This window comes from Streptomyces antimicrobicus, assembly GCF_020532625.1.
GTDB classification, from domain to species: Bacteria; Actinomycetota; Actinomycetes; order Streptomycetales; family Streptomycetaceae; genus Streptomyces; species Streptomyces antimicrobicus.
In genome coordinates, this window is sequence record NZ_JAJAUY010000128.1 from 1 (window position 1) to 16,914 (window position 16,914).

17 protein-coding genes are annotated in these 16,914 nt (G+C 71.1%); 1 reads left to right on the forward strand and 16 read right to left on the reverse strand.

What is annotated here, in order from left to right; all coding sequences use genetic code 11:
- From LG632_RS24250 to pyrR, 13 genes are all read right to left on the reverse strand, one after another.
- The coding region (locus LG632_RS24250; RefSeq protein WP_308109077.1) for an S-adenosylmethionine synthetase N-terminal domain-containing protein at positions 1–717 on the reverse strand (717 nt) is incomplete at its 3' end.
- A 208-nt stretch (positions 718–925) separates the two neighbouring features.
- Positions 926–2,128, reverse strand: a complete 1,203-nt coding sequence (gene coaBC / locus LG632_RS24255; protein ID WP_226729611.1) for a bifunctional phosphopantothenoylcysteine decarboxylase/phosphopantothenate--cysteine ligase CoaBC — start codon at positions 2,126–2,128, stop codon at positions 926–928.
- Positions 2,129–2,226: 98 nt separating this feature from the next.
- Complete coding sequence (rpoZ, locus tag LG632_RS24260; RefSeq protein WP_004948662.1) at positions 2,227–2,499, reverse strand: DNA-directed RNA polymerase subunit omega; 273 nt, start codon at positions 2,497–2,499, stop codon at positions 2,227–2,229.
- A 38-nt stretch (positions 2,500–2,537) separates the two neighbouring features.
- The gene (gene gmk, locus LG632_RS24265) at positions 2,538–3,101 is read right to left on the reverse strand and encodes a guanylate kinase (protein ID WP_226729613.1); all 564 of its coding nucleotides are present in this window, start codon (positions 3,099–3,101) and stop codon (positions 2,538–2,540) included.
- A gap of 61 nt (positions 3,102–3,162) precedes the next feature.
- On the reverse strand, positions 3,163–3,486 hold the full coding sequence (gene mihF / locus LG632_RS24270) for an integration host factor, actinobacterial type (RefSeq protein ID WP_125645044.1): 324 nt from the start codon (positions 3,484–3,486) through the stop codon (positions 3,163–3,165).
- Between the two features lie 237 nt (positions 3,487–3,723).
- A complete protein-coding gene (gene pyrF / locus LG632_RS24275) occupies positions 3,724–4,566 on the reverse strand; it encodes an orotidine-5'-phosphate decarboxylase (RefSeq protein ID WP_226729615.1) in 843 nt (280 codons plus the stop codon).
- Positions 4,563–5,672, reverse strand: a complete 1,110-nt coding sequence (locus LG632_RS24280) for a quinone-dependent dihydroorotate dehydrogenase (protein WP_226729616.1) — start codon at positions 5,670–5,672, stop codon at positions 4,563–4,565. The genes pyrF and LG632_RS24280 overlap by 4 nt, the downstream gene beginning before the upstream one ends.
- 80 nt (positions 5,673–5,752) lie before the next feature.
- Positions 5,753–9,061: a carbamoyl-phosphate synthase large subunit gene (gene carB / locus LG632_RS24285; RefSeq protein WP_226729618.1), complete on the reverse strand. Its 3,309-nt coding sequence runs from the start codon at positions 9,059–9,061 to the stop codon at positions 5,753–5,755.
- The gene (gene carA, locus LG632_RS24290; RefSeq protein WP_226729620.1) at positions 9,054–10,193 is read right to left on the reverse strand and encodes a glutamine-hydrolyzing carbamoyl-phosphate synthase small subunit; all 1,140 of its coding nucleotides are present in this window, start codon (positions 10,191–10,193) and stop codon (positions 9,054–9,056) included. The genes carB and carA overlap by 8 nt, the downstream gene beginning before the upstream one ends.
- Positions 10,190–10,774 carry a PH-like domain-containing protein gene (locus LG632_RS24295; protein ID WP_226729622.1) on the reverse strand — a complete coding sequence of 195 codons (585 nt, stop codon included), beginning with the start codon at positions 10,772–10,774 and terminating at the stop codon, positions 10,190–10,192. Before LG632_RS24295 ends, carA begins: the two co-directional genes overlap by 4 nt.
- Positions 10,771–12,066 carry a dihydroorotase gene (locus tag LG632_RS24300; RefSeq protein ID WP_226729624.1) on the reverse strand — a complete coding sequence of 432 codons (1,296 nt, stop codon included), beginning with the start codon at positions 12,064–12,066 and terminating at the stop codon, positions 10,771–10,773. The genes LG632_RS24295 and LG632_RS24300 overlap by 4 nt, the downstream gene beginning before the upstream one ends.
- Positions 12,067–12,068: 2 nt before the next feature.
- Positions 12,069–13,058 (reverse strand): aspartate carbamoyltransferase catalytic subunit, encoded by a 990-nt coding sequence (locus tag LG632_RS24305; protein ID WP_226729626.1) that lies wholly within the window; start codon positions 13,056–13,058, stop codon positions 12,069–12,071.
- A 115-nt stretch (positions 13,059–13,173) separates the two neighbouring features.
- Positions 13,174–13,761 (reverse strand): bifunctional pyr operon transcriptional regulator/uracil phosphoribosyltransferase PyrR, encoded by a 588-nt coding sequence (gene pyrR / locus LG632_RS24310; RefSeq protein WP_226729628.1) that lies wholly within the window; start codon positions 13,759–13,761, stop codon positions 13,174–13,176.
- Between the two features lie 271 nt (positions 13,762–14,032).
- On the opposite strand from pyrR, the gene bldD reads away from it, so the two are divergent.
- A complete protein-coding gene (gene bldD, locus LG632_RS24315) occupies positions 14,033–14,533 on the forward strand; it encodes a transcriptional regulator BldD (protein WP_125645028.1) in 501 nt (166 codons plus the stop codon).
- Between the two features lie 203 nt (positions 14,534–14,736).
- On the opposite strand, the gene nusB is transcribed toward bldD, so the two are convergent.
- The 3 genes from nusB to LG632_RS24330 are packed head-to-tail and all read right to left on the reverse strand — an operon-like array spanning position 14,737 to position 16,898.
- A complete protein-coding gene (gene nusB, locus LG632_RS24320; RefSeq protein WP_226729629.1) occupies positions 14,737–15,171 on the reverse strand; it encodes a transcription antitermination factor NusB in 435 nt (144 codons plus the stop codon).
- A 2-nt stretch (positions 15,172–15,173) separates the two neighbouring features.
- Positions 15,174–15,740, reverse strand: coding sequence for an elongation factor P (efp, locus tag LG632_RS24325; RefSeq protein ID WP_125645024.1), 567 nt, complete (start codon positions 15,738–15,740; stop codon positions 15,174–15,176).
- Between the two features lie 51 nt (positions 15,741–15,791).
- Positions 15,792–16,898 carry an aminopeptidase P family protein gene (locus LG632_RS24330; protein WP_226729631.1) on the reverse strand — a complete coding sequence of 369 codons (1,107 nt, stop codon included), beginning with the start codon at positions 16,896–16,898 and terminating at the stop codon, positions 15,792–15,794.
- Between the last annotated feature and the right edge of the window lie 16 nt (positions 16,899–16,914).

Genomic DNA, 16,914 nt, shown 5'->3' on the forward strand with positions numbered 1-16,914 from the left:
GCGGTAGCCGTCGGTGTCGAGCTTGATGCCGTCCTCGACGAGCTGCTTGAGGACGTGCTCGACGACGAACTCGCGGATGTCGGGCGCGAGCAGCGAGTCCAGGTCGATGTCGGACGCGTGCTGCGAGGAGACGACGACCGTGTCGAGGCGGACCGGCTTGTCGCCGTCGTACTCGATGGTGACCTGGGTCTTGCCGTCGGGGCGCAGGTACGGGATGGTGCCGTTCTTGCGGACCTCCGTCAGCCGCCGCGAGAGGCGGTGGGCCAGCTCGATCGGGAGCGGCATGAAGTTCGGCGTCTCGTCGGTGGCGTAGCCGAACATCAGGCCCTGGTCGCCGGCACCCTGGCGGTCGAGCTCGTCCTCGTCGCCCTCGACCCGGGTCTCGTAGGCCGTGTCGACACCCTGGGCGATGTCGGGCGACTGCGCGCCGATGGACGTCGAGACGCCGCAGGAGGCGCCGTCGAAGCCCTTCTTCGAGGAGTCGTAGCCGATCTCCAGGATCTTCTCGCGCACGAGCTGCGCGATCGGCGCGTACGCCTTCGTGGTCACCTCGCCCGCGATGTGCACGAGACCCGTGGTGATGAGGGTCTCCACGGCCACGCGGGAGGTCGGGTCCTCGCGCAGGAGAGCGTCGAGGATCGTGTCGCTGATCTGGTCAGCGATCTTGTCGGGGTGGCCCTCGGTCACGGACTCCGAGGTGAACAGGCGACGGGACACAACGCTCCCTGGGGTTGCAGCGGCTGCTGGCTGATCATTTGGCGGAACAGTACCGGGGGCTGCGCCCGGTCACGTTCCGGATGCAGTTTATCGGTCAGCACCGACCGCAGGACCACCTGTCTCGTGTTCTGGGAGGCCTGTGACCTGCGGCACTCCATTCTGGCCCACGGAGCGGCCGGCGAAAAGGGCCGTCCTGCCACGCGCGTCGTCAGGCCAGACGGGGTACGACCTGGTCCCACACCAGATCTGCCAGCGCTTCCTTGGGTCCATGGGGCACGGCCGTCTCCGCACCGTCGGAGGCGAGGATCACAGCCTCGTTCTCCTCCGAACCGAAGGTCTTGGCCTCTCCGACCTCGTTGACCACGAGGAGGTCGCACCCCTTGCGGCGGAGCTTGGCCCGGCCGTTGGCGAGGACGTCGTCGGTCTCGGCGGCGAAGCCGACGACGACCTGTCCGGCGCGCGGCCGCTCGGCCGAGATCTCCGCGAGGATGTCCGGATTCCGTACCAGGACGACCGGCGCCGGCTCCTGCCCGTCCTGCTTCTTGATCTTCCCGGTGGCGTACTCGGCGGGCCGGAAGTCGGCCACCGCGGCGGCCATGACCACGGCGTCCGCGTCGGTGGCGGCCTTCAGCACGGCCTCCCGCAGCTGGACGGCCGTGCCCACGCGGACGACGTCCACGCCGGCCGGGTCGGGCAGCGCGGTGTTGGCCGCGACCAGGGTCACGCGGGCGCCGCGGGCGGCGGCCGTACGGGCGAGGGCGTAGCCCTGCTTGCCGGAGGAGCGGTTGCCGAGGAAGCGCACCGGGTCCAGGGGCTCGCGGGTGCCGCCGGCGCTGATCACCACGTGCCGGCCGGCCAGGTCCGGTCCGGCCGTGCCGCGGGCCAGCACCCTGCGGCAGACCTCGTAGATCTCCTCGGGGTCCGGCAGCCGGCCCTTGCCGGTGTCCTTGCCGGTCAGCCGGCCGACCGCGGGCTCGACGACCACGGCGCCGCGCCGGCGCAGCGTGGCCACGTTCTCCTGGGTGGCCGGGTGCTCCCACATCTCGGTGTGCATGGCGGGCACGAACACGACCGGGCAGCGGGCGGTGAGGAGCGTGTTCGTCAGCAGGTCGTCGGCGAGCCCGTGGGCGGCCTTGGCCAGCAGGTCGGCGGTGGCGGGGGCGACGACGACCAGGTCGGCGCCCTGGCCGATCCGCACGTGCGGGACCTCGTGGACGCTCTCCCAGACCTCGGTGCCGGCCGGGTGGCCGGAGAGTGCGGCCCAGGTGGCCTCGCCGACGAAGTTCAGCGCCGAGGCGGTCGGCACCACCCGTACGTCGTGTCCGGACTCGGTCAGCCGGCGCAGCAGCTCGCACGCCTTGTACGCGGCGATGCCCCCGCTGACCCCCAGCACGACCTTCGGCTTGTCCACTGCGTCTCCCGCTTCTCGTCGTCGCACTTCGTCGTTCCTATGACACACCACAGGCCCGGCAGCGGGGCTGCCGGGCCTGGGATGAAGGATGTCGTGCCTTACTGGGCCGGGGCCTCGATGGCCTCGGAGGTCAGCAGACCCGCGTTGATCTCGCGCAGGGCGATGGAGAGCGGCTTCTCGTGGACGTGGGTGTCCACCAGCGGGCCGACGTACTCCAGCAGGCCCTCGCCGAGCTGCGAGTAGTAGGCGTTGATCTGGCGGGCACGCTTGGCCGCGTAGATCACGAGGCTGTACTTGGAGTCGGTCGCCTCGAGCAGCTCGTCGATCGGCGGGTTGATGATGCCCTCGGGCGCGGTGATGGAAGAGGACACGCTCTACCTTCCGAAGTGGGATAAAAGATCTGACAAGATCAGACAACTGCCATCAAGGCTAGCAGCTCACGCGCCACGTCCTCGACGGAGGTGTTGACCAGGGTCGTGTCGAACTCGGCCTCGGCGGCGAGCTCGGTCTTGGCAGCCTCCAGGCGGCGCTCGATGACCTCCTGCGACTCGGTGCCCCGGCCGGTGAGCCGGCGTACCAGCTCCTCCCAGCTCGGCGGGGCCAGGAAGACCAGCTGCGCCTCCGGCATGGACTCGCGGACCAGCCGCGCGCCCTGCAGGTCGATCTCCAGCAGCACCGGCTCACCCCGGTCCAGCCGCTCCATCACCGCCGCTCGGGGGGTGCCGTAGCGGTTGCCGGCGAACTCGGCCCACTCCAGCAGCTCACCGTTGGCGACGAGCTTGTCGAACTCGTCGTCGGTGACGAAGAAGTAGTGCACACCGCCCTGCTCGCCGGGTCGCGGCTTACGGGTGGTGGCCGACACCGAGAGCCATACCTCCGGGTGGACCTTACGCATATGCGCGACGACCGTGCTCTTGCCGACCCCCGAGGGGCCGGAGAGCACGGTCAGCCGCGGACGAACCTCTGCTGCCATGAAGCGATTATCCAGGTTCCCGGGACTGCCCGGGAACGCCGGGAGCTCTTCGGGCGGCGCCTCAGGCGCCGCTGCCGCCGAACTCACGCTCCAGGGAGGCGATCTGGTTGGAACCGAGACCTCGGACACGCCGGGACTCGGAGATGCCGAGGCGCTCCATGATCTGCTTGGCGCGGACCTTGCCCACGCCCGGCAGGGACTCCAGCAGGGCGGAGACCTTCATCTTGCCGATGACGTCGTCCTTCTGGCCCTGCTCGATGACCTCGTGGAGGGAGGCGCCGGAGTGCTTGAGTCGATTCTTCACCTCGGCCCGCGCCCGGCGAGCCGCGGCGGCCTTCTCGAGCGCGGCTGCGCGCTGTTCGGGGGTAAGGGGCGGAAGAGCCACGCCTACGTCACCTCGGATGTCGAACTGTCGGATACGGACCGGTGGGCAACCCCTGGGGTGCCACACCAAACAAGCGCGCGAACAGCTGCTGTGCAGCGGTTCTGCTCGTTCGCTCTGCTCGGAGACTAGCGGCCTGGGCCGCTCCAGTCAGCGAGAACAGACGAAAAGTCCTGGTCAGCCTCCACTGAACCGTACATCACGGACAAACCGACCGGCTTTTTGGCCGGTCTGGCTCCCTCAGCCGGCGACCGCCGCGCGGATCTCGTCCGCGAACGCCGCCGCCGCCGCACGCAGGGCCGAGGCGTCCGGACCGTGCCCCAGGACCCCGCGGGACACGTTCGGCACCACGTTGCCGACCGCCGCGCCGAAGACCTTCGGCAGGTCCGCCGCGGTCGCCCCCTGGGCGCCGATGCCGGGCGCCAGCAGCGGCCCGTTGATCTCCAGGTCGAACGAGGACAGGTCACCGAGCGTGGCCCCGACCACCGCGCCGAAGGAGCCCATCGGGGCGGCCCCGGCGTTCTCCTCGGCGAGGTGCGCCAGCATCGTGGCGCCGACGCTGCGGCCGTCCTCGCGCACCGCGCGCTGGACCTCGCCGCCCTCCGGGTTGGAGGTCAGGGCCAGCACGAACAGCCCCGCGCCCGACTCCCGCGCCAGCTCCACGGCCGGGCGCAGCGAGCCGTAGCCGAGGTACGGCGAGACGGTCAGGGCGTCGGAGAACAGCGGCGCGTCCGGGCGCAGGAAGGTCTCGGCGTACGCGGCCATGGTCGAGCCGATGTCACCGCGCTTGGCGTCCATCAGGACCAGGGTGCCCGCCGCGCGGGCGTCGGCCACGGTCCGCTCCAGCACGGCGATGCCGCGCGAGCCGAACCGCTCGAAGAACGCGGCCTGCGGCTTGAAGACGGCGACCTGGTCGGCCAGGGCGTCCACGACCGTGCGCGAGAAGCGCTCCAGGCCCGCGACGTCGTCGCCCAGGCCCCAGCGCGCCAGCAGCGCGGCGTGCGGGTCGATGCCGACGCAGAGGGGGCCGCGCGCGTCCATGGCGGCGCGCAGGCGGGTACCGAAGGGGGACACAGTGCTCACAGACCGGCCTTCCGGGTGTCGGCGCCGACCGCTTCGGCCAGCGTGGCGTACGGGCTCGCGGCCAGGCGCTCGGCCAGGCCCCGGTGGATGGCGCGGGCGTAGCAGGGGCCCTCGTAGATGAAGGCGCTGTAGCCCTGGATCAGCGTCGCGCCGGCCAGGATGCGCTGCCAGGCGTCCTCGGCGTTCTCGATGCCGCCCACGCCGATCAGGACCAGGCGGTCGCCCACGCGGGCGTACAGCCGGCGCAGCACCTCCAGGGAGCGTGCCTTGAGCGGGGCGCCGGACAGGCCGCCGGTCTCCTTGACCAGCTCGGGCGCCGACCTCAGGCCCAGGCCCTCGCGGGCGACGGTGGTGTTGGTGGCGATGATGCCGTCCAGGCCCAGCTCCAGGGCGAGGTCGGCGACCGCGTCGACGTCCTCGTCCGCCAGGTCCGGGGCGATCTTGACCAGCAGCGGCACCCGGCGGTCGGTGACCGTGCGGTCGGCCGCCTCGCGCACGGCGGTCAGCAGCGGCCGCAGCGACTCGGTGGCCTGGAGGTTGCGCAGACCCGGGGTGTTCGGGGAGGAGACGTTGACGACCAGGTAGTCGGCGTACGGGGCCAGGCGCTCGGTGGAGAGCACGTAGTCGGAAGCGGCCTCCGCCTCGGGCACGACCTTGGTCTTGCCGATGTTGACGCCGACCACGGTCCTGAAGACGGCCCTGCGGGCGGCCAGGCGGGCCGCCACGGCCTCGGAGCCCTCGTTGTTGAAGCCCATGCGGTTGATCAGCGCCCGGTCCGGCACGAGCCGGAACAGCCGCTTCTTGGGGTTGCCGGGCTGGGCCCGACCGGTGACGGTGCCGATCTCGACGTGGTCGAAGCCGAGCATGGCCATGCCGTCGACGGCGGCGGCGTTCTTGTCGAAGCCGGCGGCCAGGCCGAACGGGCCGTGCATCCGCAGGCCCAGGGCCTCGGTGCGCAACGCCTTGTGGCGCGGGGCGAGGAACGCCGCGACGAAGGTGCGCAGCACCGGTACGGAGGCGGCCAGGCGGATCCAGCGGAAGGCCAGGTGGTGGGCCTGCTCCGGGTCCATCCGCTTGAAGATCAGGTGGAAGAAGAGTCGGTACATGGTGGGGAAGGTCCTCCGGCGCTCATGAAGAGGGGGACACCGTAGGTGCTCGACGGTGTCCCCCTGCCTCGTACGGGCTGCTAGTCGCGGGCGGCGGTCAGCTGGTCCGCGTGCTCCTGGAGCGAGCGGACACCCACATCGCCGCGGTTGAGCGCGTCGATGCCCTGCACGGCCGCGGCCAGGGCCTGGACCGTGGTCAGGCACGGGACGCCGCGGGAGACGGCCGCCGTACGGATCTCGTAGCCGTCGAGGCGGCCGCCGGTGCCGTACGGGGTGTTGACGATCAGGTCGACCTGGCCGTCGTGGATGAGCTGGACGATGGTCTTCTCACCGCCCGGGCCCTCGCCCTCGCTGAGCTTGCGCACCACGGTGGCGTTGATGCCGTTGCGGCGCAGCACCTCGGCGGTGCCGGAGGTGGCCAGCAGTTCGAAGCCGTGCGCCATCAGCTCACGGGCCGGGAAGATCATCGAGCGCTTGTCGCGGTTGGCGACCGAGATGAACGCCCGTCCCTTGGTCGGCAGCGGCCCGTAGGCGCCGGCCTGCGACTTGGCGTAGGCCGTGCCGAAGACGGAGTCGATGCCCATGACCTCGCCGGTGGAGCGCATCTCGGGGCCGAGGACGGTGTCCACGCCGCGGCCGTGGATGTCGCGGAAGCGCGACCACGGCATGACGGCCTCCTTGACCGAGATCGGCGCGTCCAGCGGCAGGGTGCCGCCGTCGCCGGTCCTCGGCAGCAGGCCCTCCTCGCGGAGCTCGGCGATGGTGGCGCCGAGCGAGATGCGGGCGGCGGCCTTCGCGAGCGGGACGGCGGTGGCCTTCGAGGTGAAGGGCACGGTCCGGGACGCGCGCGGGTTGGCCTCCAGCACGTAGAGGATGTCGCCGGCCATCGCGAACTGGATGTTGATCAGGCCGCGCACGCCGACGCCCTTGGCGATGGCCTCGGTGGAGGCGCGCAGGCGCTTGATGTCGAAGCCGCCGAGGGTGATCGGGGGCAGGGCGCAGGCCGAGTCGCCGGAGTGGATGCCGGCCTCCTCGATGTGCTCCATGACGCCACCGAGGTAGAGCTCCTCGCCGTCGTAGAGCGCGTCCACGTCGATCTCGATGGCGTCGTCGAGGAAGCGGTCGACCAGCACCGGGCGGGTCGGGGAGATCTCGGTGGACTCGGCGATGTACGCCTCCAGGCGCGCCTCGTCGTAGACGATCTCCATGCCGCGGCCGCCGAGCACGTACGACGGGCGGACCAGGACCGGGTAGCCGATCTCGTCGGCGATGGCCTTGGCTCCGGCGAAGGTGGTGGCGGTGCCGTGCTTGGGGGCGGGCAGGCCCGCCTCGGCGAGCACGCGGCCGAAGGCGCCGCGGTCCTCGGCGGCGTGGATGGCCTCCGGGGAGGTGCCCACGACCGGCACGCCGTTGTCCTTCAGCGCCTGCGACAGGCCCAGCGGGGTCTGCCCGCCGAGCTGGACCACGACACCGGCGATCGGGCCGGCCAGCGACTCGGCGTGGACGATCTCCAGCACGTCCTCCAGCGTCAGCGGCTCGAAGTACAGGCGGTCGGAGGTGTCGTAGTCGGTCGAGACGGTCTCGGGGTTGCAGTTGACCATCACGGTCTCGTAGCCGGCGTCGCTCAGGGCGAAGGAGGCGTGGACGCAGGAGTAGTCGAACTCGATGCCCTGGCCGATGCGGTTCGGGCCGGAGCCCAGGATGATCACCGCGGGCTTGGTGCGCGGCGCGACCTCGGACTCCTCGTCGTAGGACGAGTAGAAGTACGGGGTCTTCGCGGCGAACTCGGCGGCGCAGGTGTCGACCGTCTTGTAGACCGGGCGGATGCCCAGGGCGTGGCGGACCTCGCGGACGACGTCCTCGCGCAGGCCGCGGATCTCGGCGATCTGGGCGTCGGAGAAGCCGTGCCGCTTGGCCTCGGCGAGCAGCTCGGGGTCGAGCTTCTCGGCGGCGGCGAGCTCGTCGGCGATCTCCTTGATCAGGAAGAGCTGGTCGACGAACCACGGGTCGATCTTGGTGGCCTCGAACACCTCCTCCTGGGTGGCGCCGGCGCGGATGGCCTGCATGACGGTGTTGATGCGGCCGTCGGTCGGGCGGACCGCCGCGAGCAGCAGCGCGTCCTTGTCGCCGGGCTCACCGGTGAAGGTGAACTGGCTGCCCTTCTTCTCCAGGGAGCGCAGGGCCTTCTGGAGCGCCTCGGTGAAGTTGCGGCCGATGGCCATGGCCTCGCCCACCGACTTCATGGTGGTGGTGAGGGTGGCGTCGGCGGCGGGGAACTTCTCGAAGGCGAAGCGCGGGGCCTTGACGACGACGTAGTCGAGGGTCGGCTCGAAGGAGGCCGGCGTCTTCTCGGTGATGTCGTTGGGGATCTCGTCCAGCGTGTAGCCGACGGCCAGCTTCGCGGCGATCTTGGCGATCGGGAAGCCCGTGGCCTTGGAGGCGAGCGCCGAGGAGCGCGAGACGCGGGGGTTCATCTCGATGACGATGATCCGGCCGTCGGCCGGGTTCACCGCGAACTGGATGTTGCAGCCGCCGGTGTCGACGCCGACCTCGCGGATGATCGCGATGCCGATGTCCCGCAGGCGCTGGTACTCGCGGTCGGTGAGGGTCATCGCCGGGGCGACGGTGATCGAGTCACCGGTGTGCACGCCCATCGGGTCGAAGTTCTCGATGGAGCAGACGACCACGACGTTGTCGGCCTTGTCGCGCATCAGCTCCAGCTCGTACTCCTTCCAGCCGAGGATGGACTCCTCCAGGAGCACCTCGGTGGTCGGGGAGAGCGTCAGGCCCTGGCCCGCGATGCGGCGCAGCTCCTCCTCGTCGTGGGCGAAGCCGGAGCCGGCGCCGCCCATGGTGAAGGACGGGCGGACGACGACCGGGTAGCCACCGAGGGTCTCGACGCCCTTGAGGACGTCGTCCATGGAGTGGCAGATGACCGAGCGGGCGGACTCGCCGTGGCCGATCTTCTCGCGGACCCGCTCCACGACCTCCTTGAAGAGGTCGCGGTCCTCGCCCTTGTTGATCGCCTCGACGTTGGCGCCGATCAGCTCGACGTTGTACTTCTCCAGCACACCCTGCTCGTGCATGGAGATGGCGGTGTTCAGGGCGGTCTGGCCACCGAGGGTGGGCAGCAGCGCGTCGGGGCGCTCCTTGGCGATGATCTTCTCGACGAACTCGGGGGTGATCGGCTCGACGTACGTGGCGTCGGCGATCTCCGGGTCGGTCATGATCGTCGCGGGGTTGGAGTTCACCAGGATGACCCGCAGGCCCTCGGCCTTGAGGATCCGGCAGGCCTGGGTCCCGGAGTAGTCGAACTCGGCGGCCTGGCCGATGACGATCGGGCCGGAGCCGATGACCAGGACGGACTGGATATCGGTGCGCTTAGGCACGCTGGCCCTCCATCAGGGAAACGAAGCGGTCGAACAGGTACGCGGCGTCGTGCGGGCCCGCGGCCGCCTCGGGGTGGTACTGGACGCTGAAGGCCGGCCGGTCGAGCAGCTGGAGGCCCTCCACCACGTCGTCGTTCAGGCAGACGTGGGAGACCTCGGCACGGCCGAAGGGGGTCTCGGAGACCTTGTCGAGGGGCGCGTCGACGGCGAAGCCGTGGTTGTGCGCGGTGACCTCGACCTTGCCGGTGGTGCGGTCCTGGACCGGCTGGTTGATGCCGCGGTGGCCGTACTTCAGCTTGTAGGTGCCGAAGCCGAGCGCGCGGCCGAGGATCTGGTTGCCGAAGCAGATGCCGAACAGCGGGGTCCGGCGCTCCAGCACGCCCTGCATGACGGAGACGGCGTGGTCGGCGGTGGCCGGGTCGCCGGGGCCGTTGGAGAAGAACACGCCGTCGGGGTTCACGGCGTAGACGTCCTCGACGGTGGCGGTGGCGGGCAGCACGTGCACCTCGATGCCGCGCTCGGCCATCCGGTGCGGGGTCATGCCCTTGATGCCGAGGTCGACCGCGGCCACGGTGAAGCGCTTCTCGCCGATCGCGGGGACGACGTACGCCTCCTTGGTGGCGACCTCGGCGGAAAGGTCGGCGCCCTTCATCTGCGGCTGCGCCTGGACCTTCGCCAGCAGCGCGGTGTCCTCGGCGACGGCCTCGCCGGAGAAGATGCCCACGCGCATGGCGCCGCGCTCGCGCAGGTGGCGGGTCAGGGCCCGGGTGTCGATGCCGGAGATCCCGACGACGCCCTGGGCGGCGAGCTCCTCGTCCAGCGAGCGGCGCGAGCGCCAGTTGGACGGGACGCGGGCGGGGTCGCGGACGACGTAGCCGGAGACCCAGATGCGCGAGGACTCCGGGTCCTCGTCGTTGACGCCGGTGTTGCCCACGTGCGGGGCGGTCATCACGACGACCTGGCGGTGGTACGAGGGGTCGGTCAGGGTCTCCTGGTAGCCGGTCATGCCGGTGGAGAACACGGCCTCGCCGAAGGTCTCCCCCACGGCGCCGTAGGCACGGCCGCGGAAGACCCGCCCGTCCTCCAGGACGAGTACGGCGGGAGCTTTCGCTCCCCTGGTGGAGGTCGTCATCGTTCGGCGCCTTCCGTCGTGGTGGTGAACTGGTTCATGGAGTTGATCGCCTCGACCCAGGCGGTGTGCTCGGCCGCGCGGTCGGAGCGGAATCCGGAGTCGATCAGCGTGCCGCCGTGCGCCCAGGTGACGACGAGCAGACCGCCCTCGGTGAGTACCTTGCCCGCGATTCCCTTGTCGAGGCGGGCGCCGCGCAGCTGAGCGGCCGGTACGAAGAAATCGGTGGCCCCCGGACGGACCACGTCCAGGCCCGCGTCGGTGAGGGTCAGCTCGACGCGGCTGCGGACGCCGAGGCCGTGCGCGACGATCCGGTCGAGCCACTGCCCGGCGGTGGTGGACCCGTGGTACCGGCCGGTCAGGGCCAGCCGGTGCGCGGGCAGGCCCTCGGGGGCGGCGGGGAGCTCGGGCAGATCGCTCTGCAGGGCCCCCCGCCATTTCCAGCCCTGCCGCATCAGCCAGTAGACGAAGGCGACGAGGACGAGCAGACCGATCACCCACGCGATGCGGGCACCCCAGTCCGTCACCTCCGCCGACCGACGTTCGGCGGCCTCGGCGGCCAGTTGGATCACTGCAGGTGTCACGCGAGTTTCCCGTCCACGACCGTTGCCCGGCCCCGCAGGAAGGTGTGAGTGACGCGACCCGGCAGCTCACGGCCCTCGTAAGGCGTGTTGCGGCTGCGGGAGGCGAAGTGCGCGGGGTCCACGACACCACGGTACGAGGTGTCGACCAGGGTCAGGTTCGCGGGTTCACCTGCCGAGACGGGGCGTCCGTGGTGGGCCAGGCTGCCGATGCGGGCCGGGGCGAAGGACATCCGCTCGGCGACGCCCGCCCAGTCCAGCAGTCCGGTCTCGACCATGGTCTGCTGGACCACGGACAGCGCGGTCTCCAGGCCCACCATGCCCATGGCGGCGGCGGCCCACTCGCAGTCCTTGTCCTCGTGCGGGTGCGGGGCGTGGTCGGTGGCGACGATGTCGATCGTGCCGTCGGCGAGCGCCTCGCGCAGGGCCCTCACGTCGGCCTCGGTGCGCAGCGGCGGGTTGACCTTGTAGACCGGGTTGTAGGAGCGGACCAGCTCGTCGGTCAGCAGCAGGTGGTGCGGGGTGACCTCGGCCGTGACGTCGATGCCGCGGGACTTGGCCCAGCGGACGATCTCGACGCTGCCGGCGGTGGAGAGGTGGCAGATGTGCACCCGGGAGCCGACGTGCTCGGCGAGCAGCACGTCGCGGGCGATGATCGACTCCTCGGCGACGGCCGGCCAGCCGCCCAGGCCCAGCTCGGCGGAGACGACGCCCTCGTTCATCTGGGCGCCCTCGGTCAGGCGGGGCTCCTGGGCGTGCTGGGCGACGACACCGCCGAAAGCCTTCACGTACTCCAGGGCGCGGCGCATGATCACGGCGTCGTCCACGCACTTGCCGTCGTCGGAGAAGACGGTCACGCGGGCGGCGGAGTCGTGCATGGCGCCGAGCTCGGAGAGCTGCTTGCCCTCCAGGCCGATGGTGACGGCGCCGATGGGCTGCACGTCGCAGTAGCCGGCCTCCTGGCCGAGCCGGTAGACCTGCTCCACCACGCCGGCGGTGTCGGCGACGGGGAAGGTGTTCGCCATGGCGAAGACCGCGGTGTAGCCGCCGGAGGCGGCGGCGCGGGTGCCGGTCAGGACCGTCTCGGAGTCCTCGCGGCCGGGCTCGCGCAGGTGGGTGTGCAGGTCCACGAGGCCGGGGAGGAGGACCTGGCCGGCGGCCTCGACGACGGTCGCGCCCTCGGCGGACAGGTTCTGGCCGACCTCGGCGATGGTCTCGCCGTCGATCAGGACGTCCTGCGGCTCACCGCCGAGCACCTTCGCGCCACGGATCAGAGTCTTCGTCGTCTCACTCATGGTTACTTGCTCTCCTCGGTGCGCGGGGCGGCGGACGTGGTGGTGACGGCGGGCTCGGAGCCGCCCAGCAGCAGGTAAAGGACGGCCATCCGGATGGAGACGCCGTTGGCGACCTGCTCGACGACCGTGCAGCGGTCGGAGTCGGCGACCTCGGCGGTGATCTCCATGCCGCGGACCATCGGGCCGGGGTGCATCACGATCGCGTGCTCGGGCATCTTCGCCATGCGGGCGCCGTCGAGGCCGTAGCGGCGGGAGTACTCCCGCTCGGTGGGGAAGAAGGCGGCGTTCATGCGTTCGCGCTGCACACGCAGCATCATCACCGCGTCGGACTTCGGCAGCACCTCGTCGAGGCTGTACGACACCTCGCACGGCCAGCGCTCGACGCCGACCGGGACCAGGGTCGGCGGGGCCACCAGGGTGACCTCGGCGCCGAGGGTGTGCAGCAGGTCCACGTTGGAGCGGGCGACCCGGCTGTGCAGGACGTCACCGACGATCGTGATGCGGCGGCCGGCGAGGTCCTGGCCGAGGGCGTCCTTGCCGACCAGGCGGCGGCGCATGGTGAACGCGTCGAGCAGGGCCTGCGTGGGGTGCTGGTGGGTGCCGTCGCCCGCGTTGATCACCGGGGCGTCGATCCAGCCGGAGGTGGCCAGCCGGTAGGGGGCGCCGGAGGCGCTGTGCCGGATGACGACGGCGTCGACGCCCATCGCCTCCAGCGTCTGGGCGGTGTCCTTCAGGGACTCGCCCTTGGAGACGCTGGAGCCCTTCGCCGCGAAGTTGATCACGTCGGCGGACAGGCGCTTCTCGGCGGCCTCGAAGGAGATGCGGGTACGGGTGGAGTCCTCGAAGAAGAGGTTGCAGATCGTACGGCCGCGCAGAGTCGGCAGCTTCTTGATGGGCCGGTCGGCGATCCGGGCCATCTCCTCGGCGGTGTCGAGGATCAGGACCGCGTCGTCGCGGGTGAGGTCGGCGGCCGAGATGAGGTGGCGCTTCATCTGGGTGCTCCCAAGGGTGGAGGCGGGCGGCGAGGGGTGCGGGCAGCGAGGGGTGCGGGCAGGCAGGCGTCGGCGCGGACCCGGCCGTGGCAGCCGGGCCCGTCACTCGAACGGGCTAGTGCAGGCCTGCCGGGGAGGTCCGCTGGCCGAGCAGCACGGCGTCACGGCCGTCCTCCTCCTGGAGCTGGACCTTGACGGTCTCCCGCAGCGACGTGGGGAGGTTCTTGCCGACGTAGTCGGCGCGGATGGGCAGCTCGCGGTGACCGCGGTCGACCAGGACGGCCAGCTGCACGGCACGGGGGCGACCGAGGTCGCCGAGGGCGTCGAGGGCGGCGCGGATGGTGCGGCCGGAGAACAGCACGTCGTCGACGAGGACGACGAGGCGCCCGTCGATGTCGTCACCGGGGATCTCGGTACGGCCGATCGCCCGGGCGGGCTTCATCCGCAGGTCGTCGCGGTACATGGTGATGTCGAGGGATCCGACCGGGACCTGTGCACCGGTGATCTCTTCGAGCTTGGCGGCCAGCCTGCGGGCGAGGAAGACGCCGCGGGTGGGGATGCCGAGGAGCACCACGTCGTCGGCGCCCTTGGCGCGCTCGACGATCTCGTGGGCGATGCGGGTCAGCACCCGCGCGATGTCCTGCGCCTCCAGAACGGGGCGGACGGCATCGGCCTCGGCGGTCCGGGGGACCTGGGTGTCCATGAAAGAAGGACCTCCTTCTCCGCCTCACGGGACGGACCTTAAAGGACGTCTGATGTACGCATGCAACGTTACCAGGGCGCCGCGGGTGACCCTGCACAGGGGCGTGAGAGGACCCCCCTTGAGGGGTCCATGGAGACCATTCGGCTTGACGCGCCCAAGTAACGCTGCGTAACCTCACAGTGAGTTACCAACGCCGCGCGGCGGAGCCGCCTGTCGTCCACGTCGTTCATGTCGTCACAGCGTCAACAGCGTCACAGCGTCCGGGAGCGTTATGTCCAGCGAATACGCCAAACAGCTCGGGGCCAAGCTCCGTGCCATCCGCACCCAGCAGGGCCTCTCCCTCCACGGTGTCGAGGAGAAGTCGCAGGGCCGTTGGAAGGCCGTGGTGGTCGGGTCGTACGAGCGCGGGGACCGCGCCGTGACCGTCCAGCGCCTGGCCGAGCTCGCTGACTTCTACGGGGTGCCGGTCCAGGAGCTGCTGCCGGGCACCACGCCCGGGGGCGCCGCCGAGCCGCCGCCGAAGCTGCGTCTGGACCTGGAGCGGCTGGCCCACGTGCCCGCCGAGAAGGCGGGTCCGCTCCAGCGCTACGCGGCCACCATCCAGAGCCAGCGCGGCGACTACAACGGCAAGGTGCTCTCGATCCGCCAGGACGACCTGCGCACCCTGGCCGTGATCTACGACCAGTCCCCCTCGGTCCTCACCGAGCAGCTGATCAGCTGGGGTGTGCTGGACGCCGACGCGCGCCGCGCGGTGGCCCACGAGGAAGCCTGAGCGGCACCCTCCAGGGCCTGAGCGGCCCGAGCAGAAACGTACCGGCGGGGCCGGTGGGAGAGCTTCTCGCTCCCACCGGCCCCGCCGTTTTCCGTACCACCCGGCGGCCGCGGGTCCGGGCACCGCACCGGACACGGCAAGGGCCCGCCGCGCGGATGCGCTGCGGGCCCTTGCCGTGTCCGTGCCCCGGGGAGGAAGTCCGTTCAGTCCTCGCCGCGGCGCAGGCTCGGCTTGAGGTCCTTGAACCGGGCCAGCAGCCCGTTCACGAACGCCGGGGAGTCGTCGGTGGAGAACTCCTTGGCGAGCTGCACGGCCTCGTCGATCGCCACCGCGTCCGGGGTCTCGTCGACCCAGATCAGCTCGTAGGCGCCGATGCGCACGATGTTCCGGTCCGCGACCGGCATCCGGTCGAGGTCCCAGTCCACCGCGTAGGTCGCGATCAGCTCGTCGATGCGGCTGACCTTGTCGGCGTAGCCCTCGACGAGGTTCATGGTGAACTCGTTGACGGGCGGCTGCCGCGTGTCGTTCCGCGAGTGACGGATCCAGTCCGCGAGGACCTCGCGCACGGGCACCCCGCGCTGGTCGGCCTCGAACAGGATCTGGAAGGCGCGCTTGCGCGCGTTGCTGCGGGCAGCCACGGTTAGCTGCTCACCCGGCCGAGGTAGTCGCTGGTGCGGGTGTCGACCTTGACCTTCTCACCGGTGGTGACGAAGAGCGGCACCTGGATCTCGTGGCCGGTCTCCAGGGTGGCGGGCTTGGTGCCACCGGTGGAGCGGTCGCCCTGGACGCCCGGGTCGGTGTGCTGGATGGTCAGCTCGACGGCGGCCGGCAGCTCGACGTAGAGCACCTCGCCCTCGTGGCGGGCCACGGACGCGGTGAAGCCCTCGATCAGGAAGTTGGCGGCGTCGCCGACGGCCTTCTTGTCGACGTGCAGCTGGTCGTAGGTCTCCATGTCCATGAAGACGAAGTACTCGCCGTCCATGTAGGAGAACTGCATGTCGCGGCGGTCGATGGTGGCCGTGTCGACCTTCACGCCGGCGTTGAAGGTCTTGTCGACGACCTTGCCGGACAGCACGTTCTTGAGCTTGGTGCGCACGAAGGCCGGGCCCTTGCCGGGCTTGACGTGCTGGAACTCGACGACGGACCAGAGCTGGCCCCCGTCGAGCTTGAGCACCATGCCGTTCTTGAGGTCGTTCGTGGAAGCCACGGTTGCCAAATCTCCTGGACGATAAGACCTGAAGGTGCGCGCACAGCGGAGCTAGAGCGCGAGCAGCTCCTTGGTCGTAATGGTGAGTAGCTCGGGTCCGCCGTCCGCCTCGGGGCGTACGACGAGCGTGTCATCGATCCGGACTCCGCCCCGGCCCGGGAGGTGGACCCCCGGTTCGACGGTGACCGGCACGCAAGCGTCCAGTTTACCCATTGCCGTAGGTGCAAGCTGCGGGTCCTCGTCGATTTCGAGGCCGACGCCGTGTCCCGTCCACGGGGGCAGGGCCTCTCCGTGTCCGGCCGAGTCCAGCAAGGAGCGGGCCGCGTGGTCGACGTCGCGGTACGCCGCTCCCGGCACCAGGGCCTCGCGCCCGGCGCGCTGAGCGGCGAAGACGAGGTCGTAGAGCTCGATCTGCCAGTCGGCGGGGGTGGTGCCGATCACGAAGGTACGGCCGATCTCGCAGCGGTAGCCGCGGTAGTTCGCGCCGAGGCAGACGGAGAGGAAGTCGCCCTCCTCCACCCGGCGGTCGGTGGGGCGGTGCCGGCCCCGGCCGGAGTGGGAGCCGGTGCCGACGGAGGTGGGGAAGGCGGGGCCGTCGGCGCCGTGGTCGACCAGGCGGCGGTCCAGCTCCAGGGCCAGGTGCCGTTCGGTCCGCCCGACCAGGATCGACTCCAGCAGCTCGCCGAGCGCCTGGTCGGCGATCTCCGCGGCGATCCGCAGGCAGGCGATCTCCTCCTCGTCCTTCACCAGGCGCTGCTGCTCCACCGCGTGGCCGAGGTCGGACAGCCGCAGCCGGGGGGCCACCGAGTGCAGGGCCCGGTGGCGGGCCACGGTGAGGTGGTGCTCCTCGACGGCCAGGGACTCCGCCCGGCCGGCGGCGGCCAGGTCGGCGCCGGCGACCGCGGGGTCACCGCCGGGCGTGGTCAGGACCGACACCCGCAGGTGCTCGTCGAGCCGGCCCTCCTCGGGTTCGCCCGTGGGCGCGCCCGGGGCGAGCAGCACGTCCTCGGCGGGCCCGACGAGCAGGACCGCGCCGCGGGGGCAGGCGCCGGCCAGGTAGCGGACGTTGGCCGGACGCGTGATCAGAGCGGAGGCGGTCCCCGCGGCGGCGCACCGCTCGCGGAGCAGGCCTCGGCGGGCCGCGTACACGTCTGACATGCCTTCGAGCCTACGA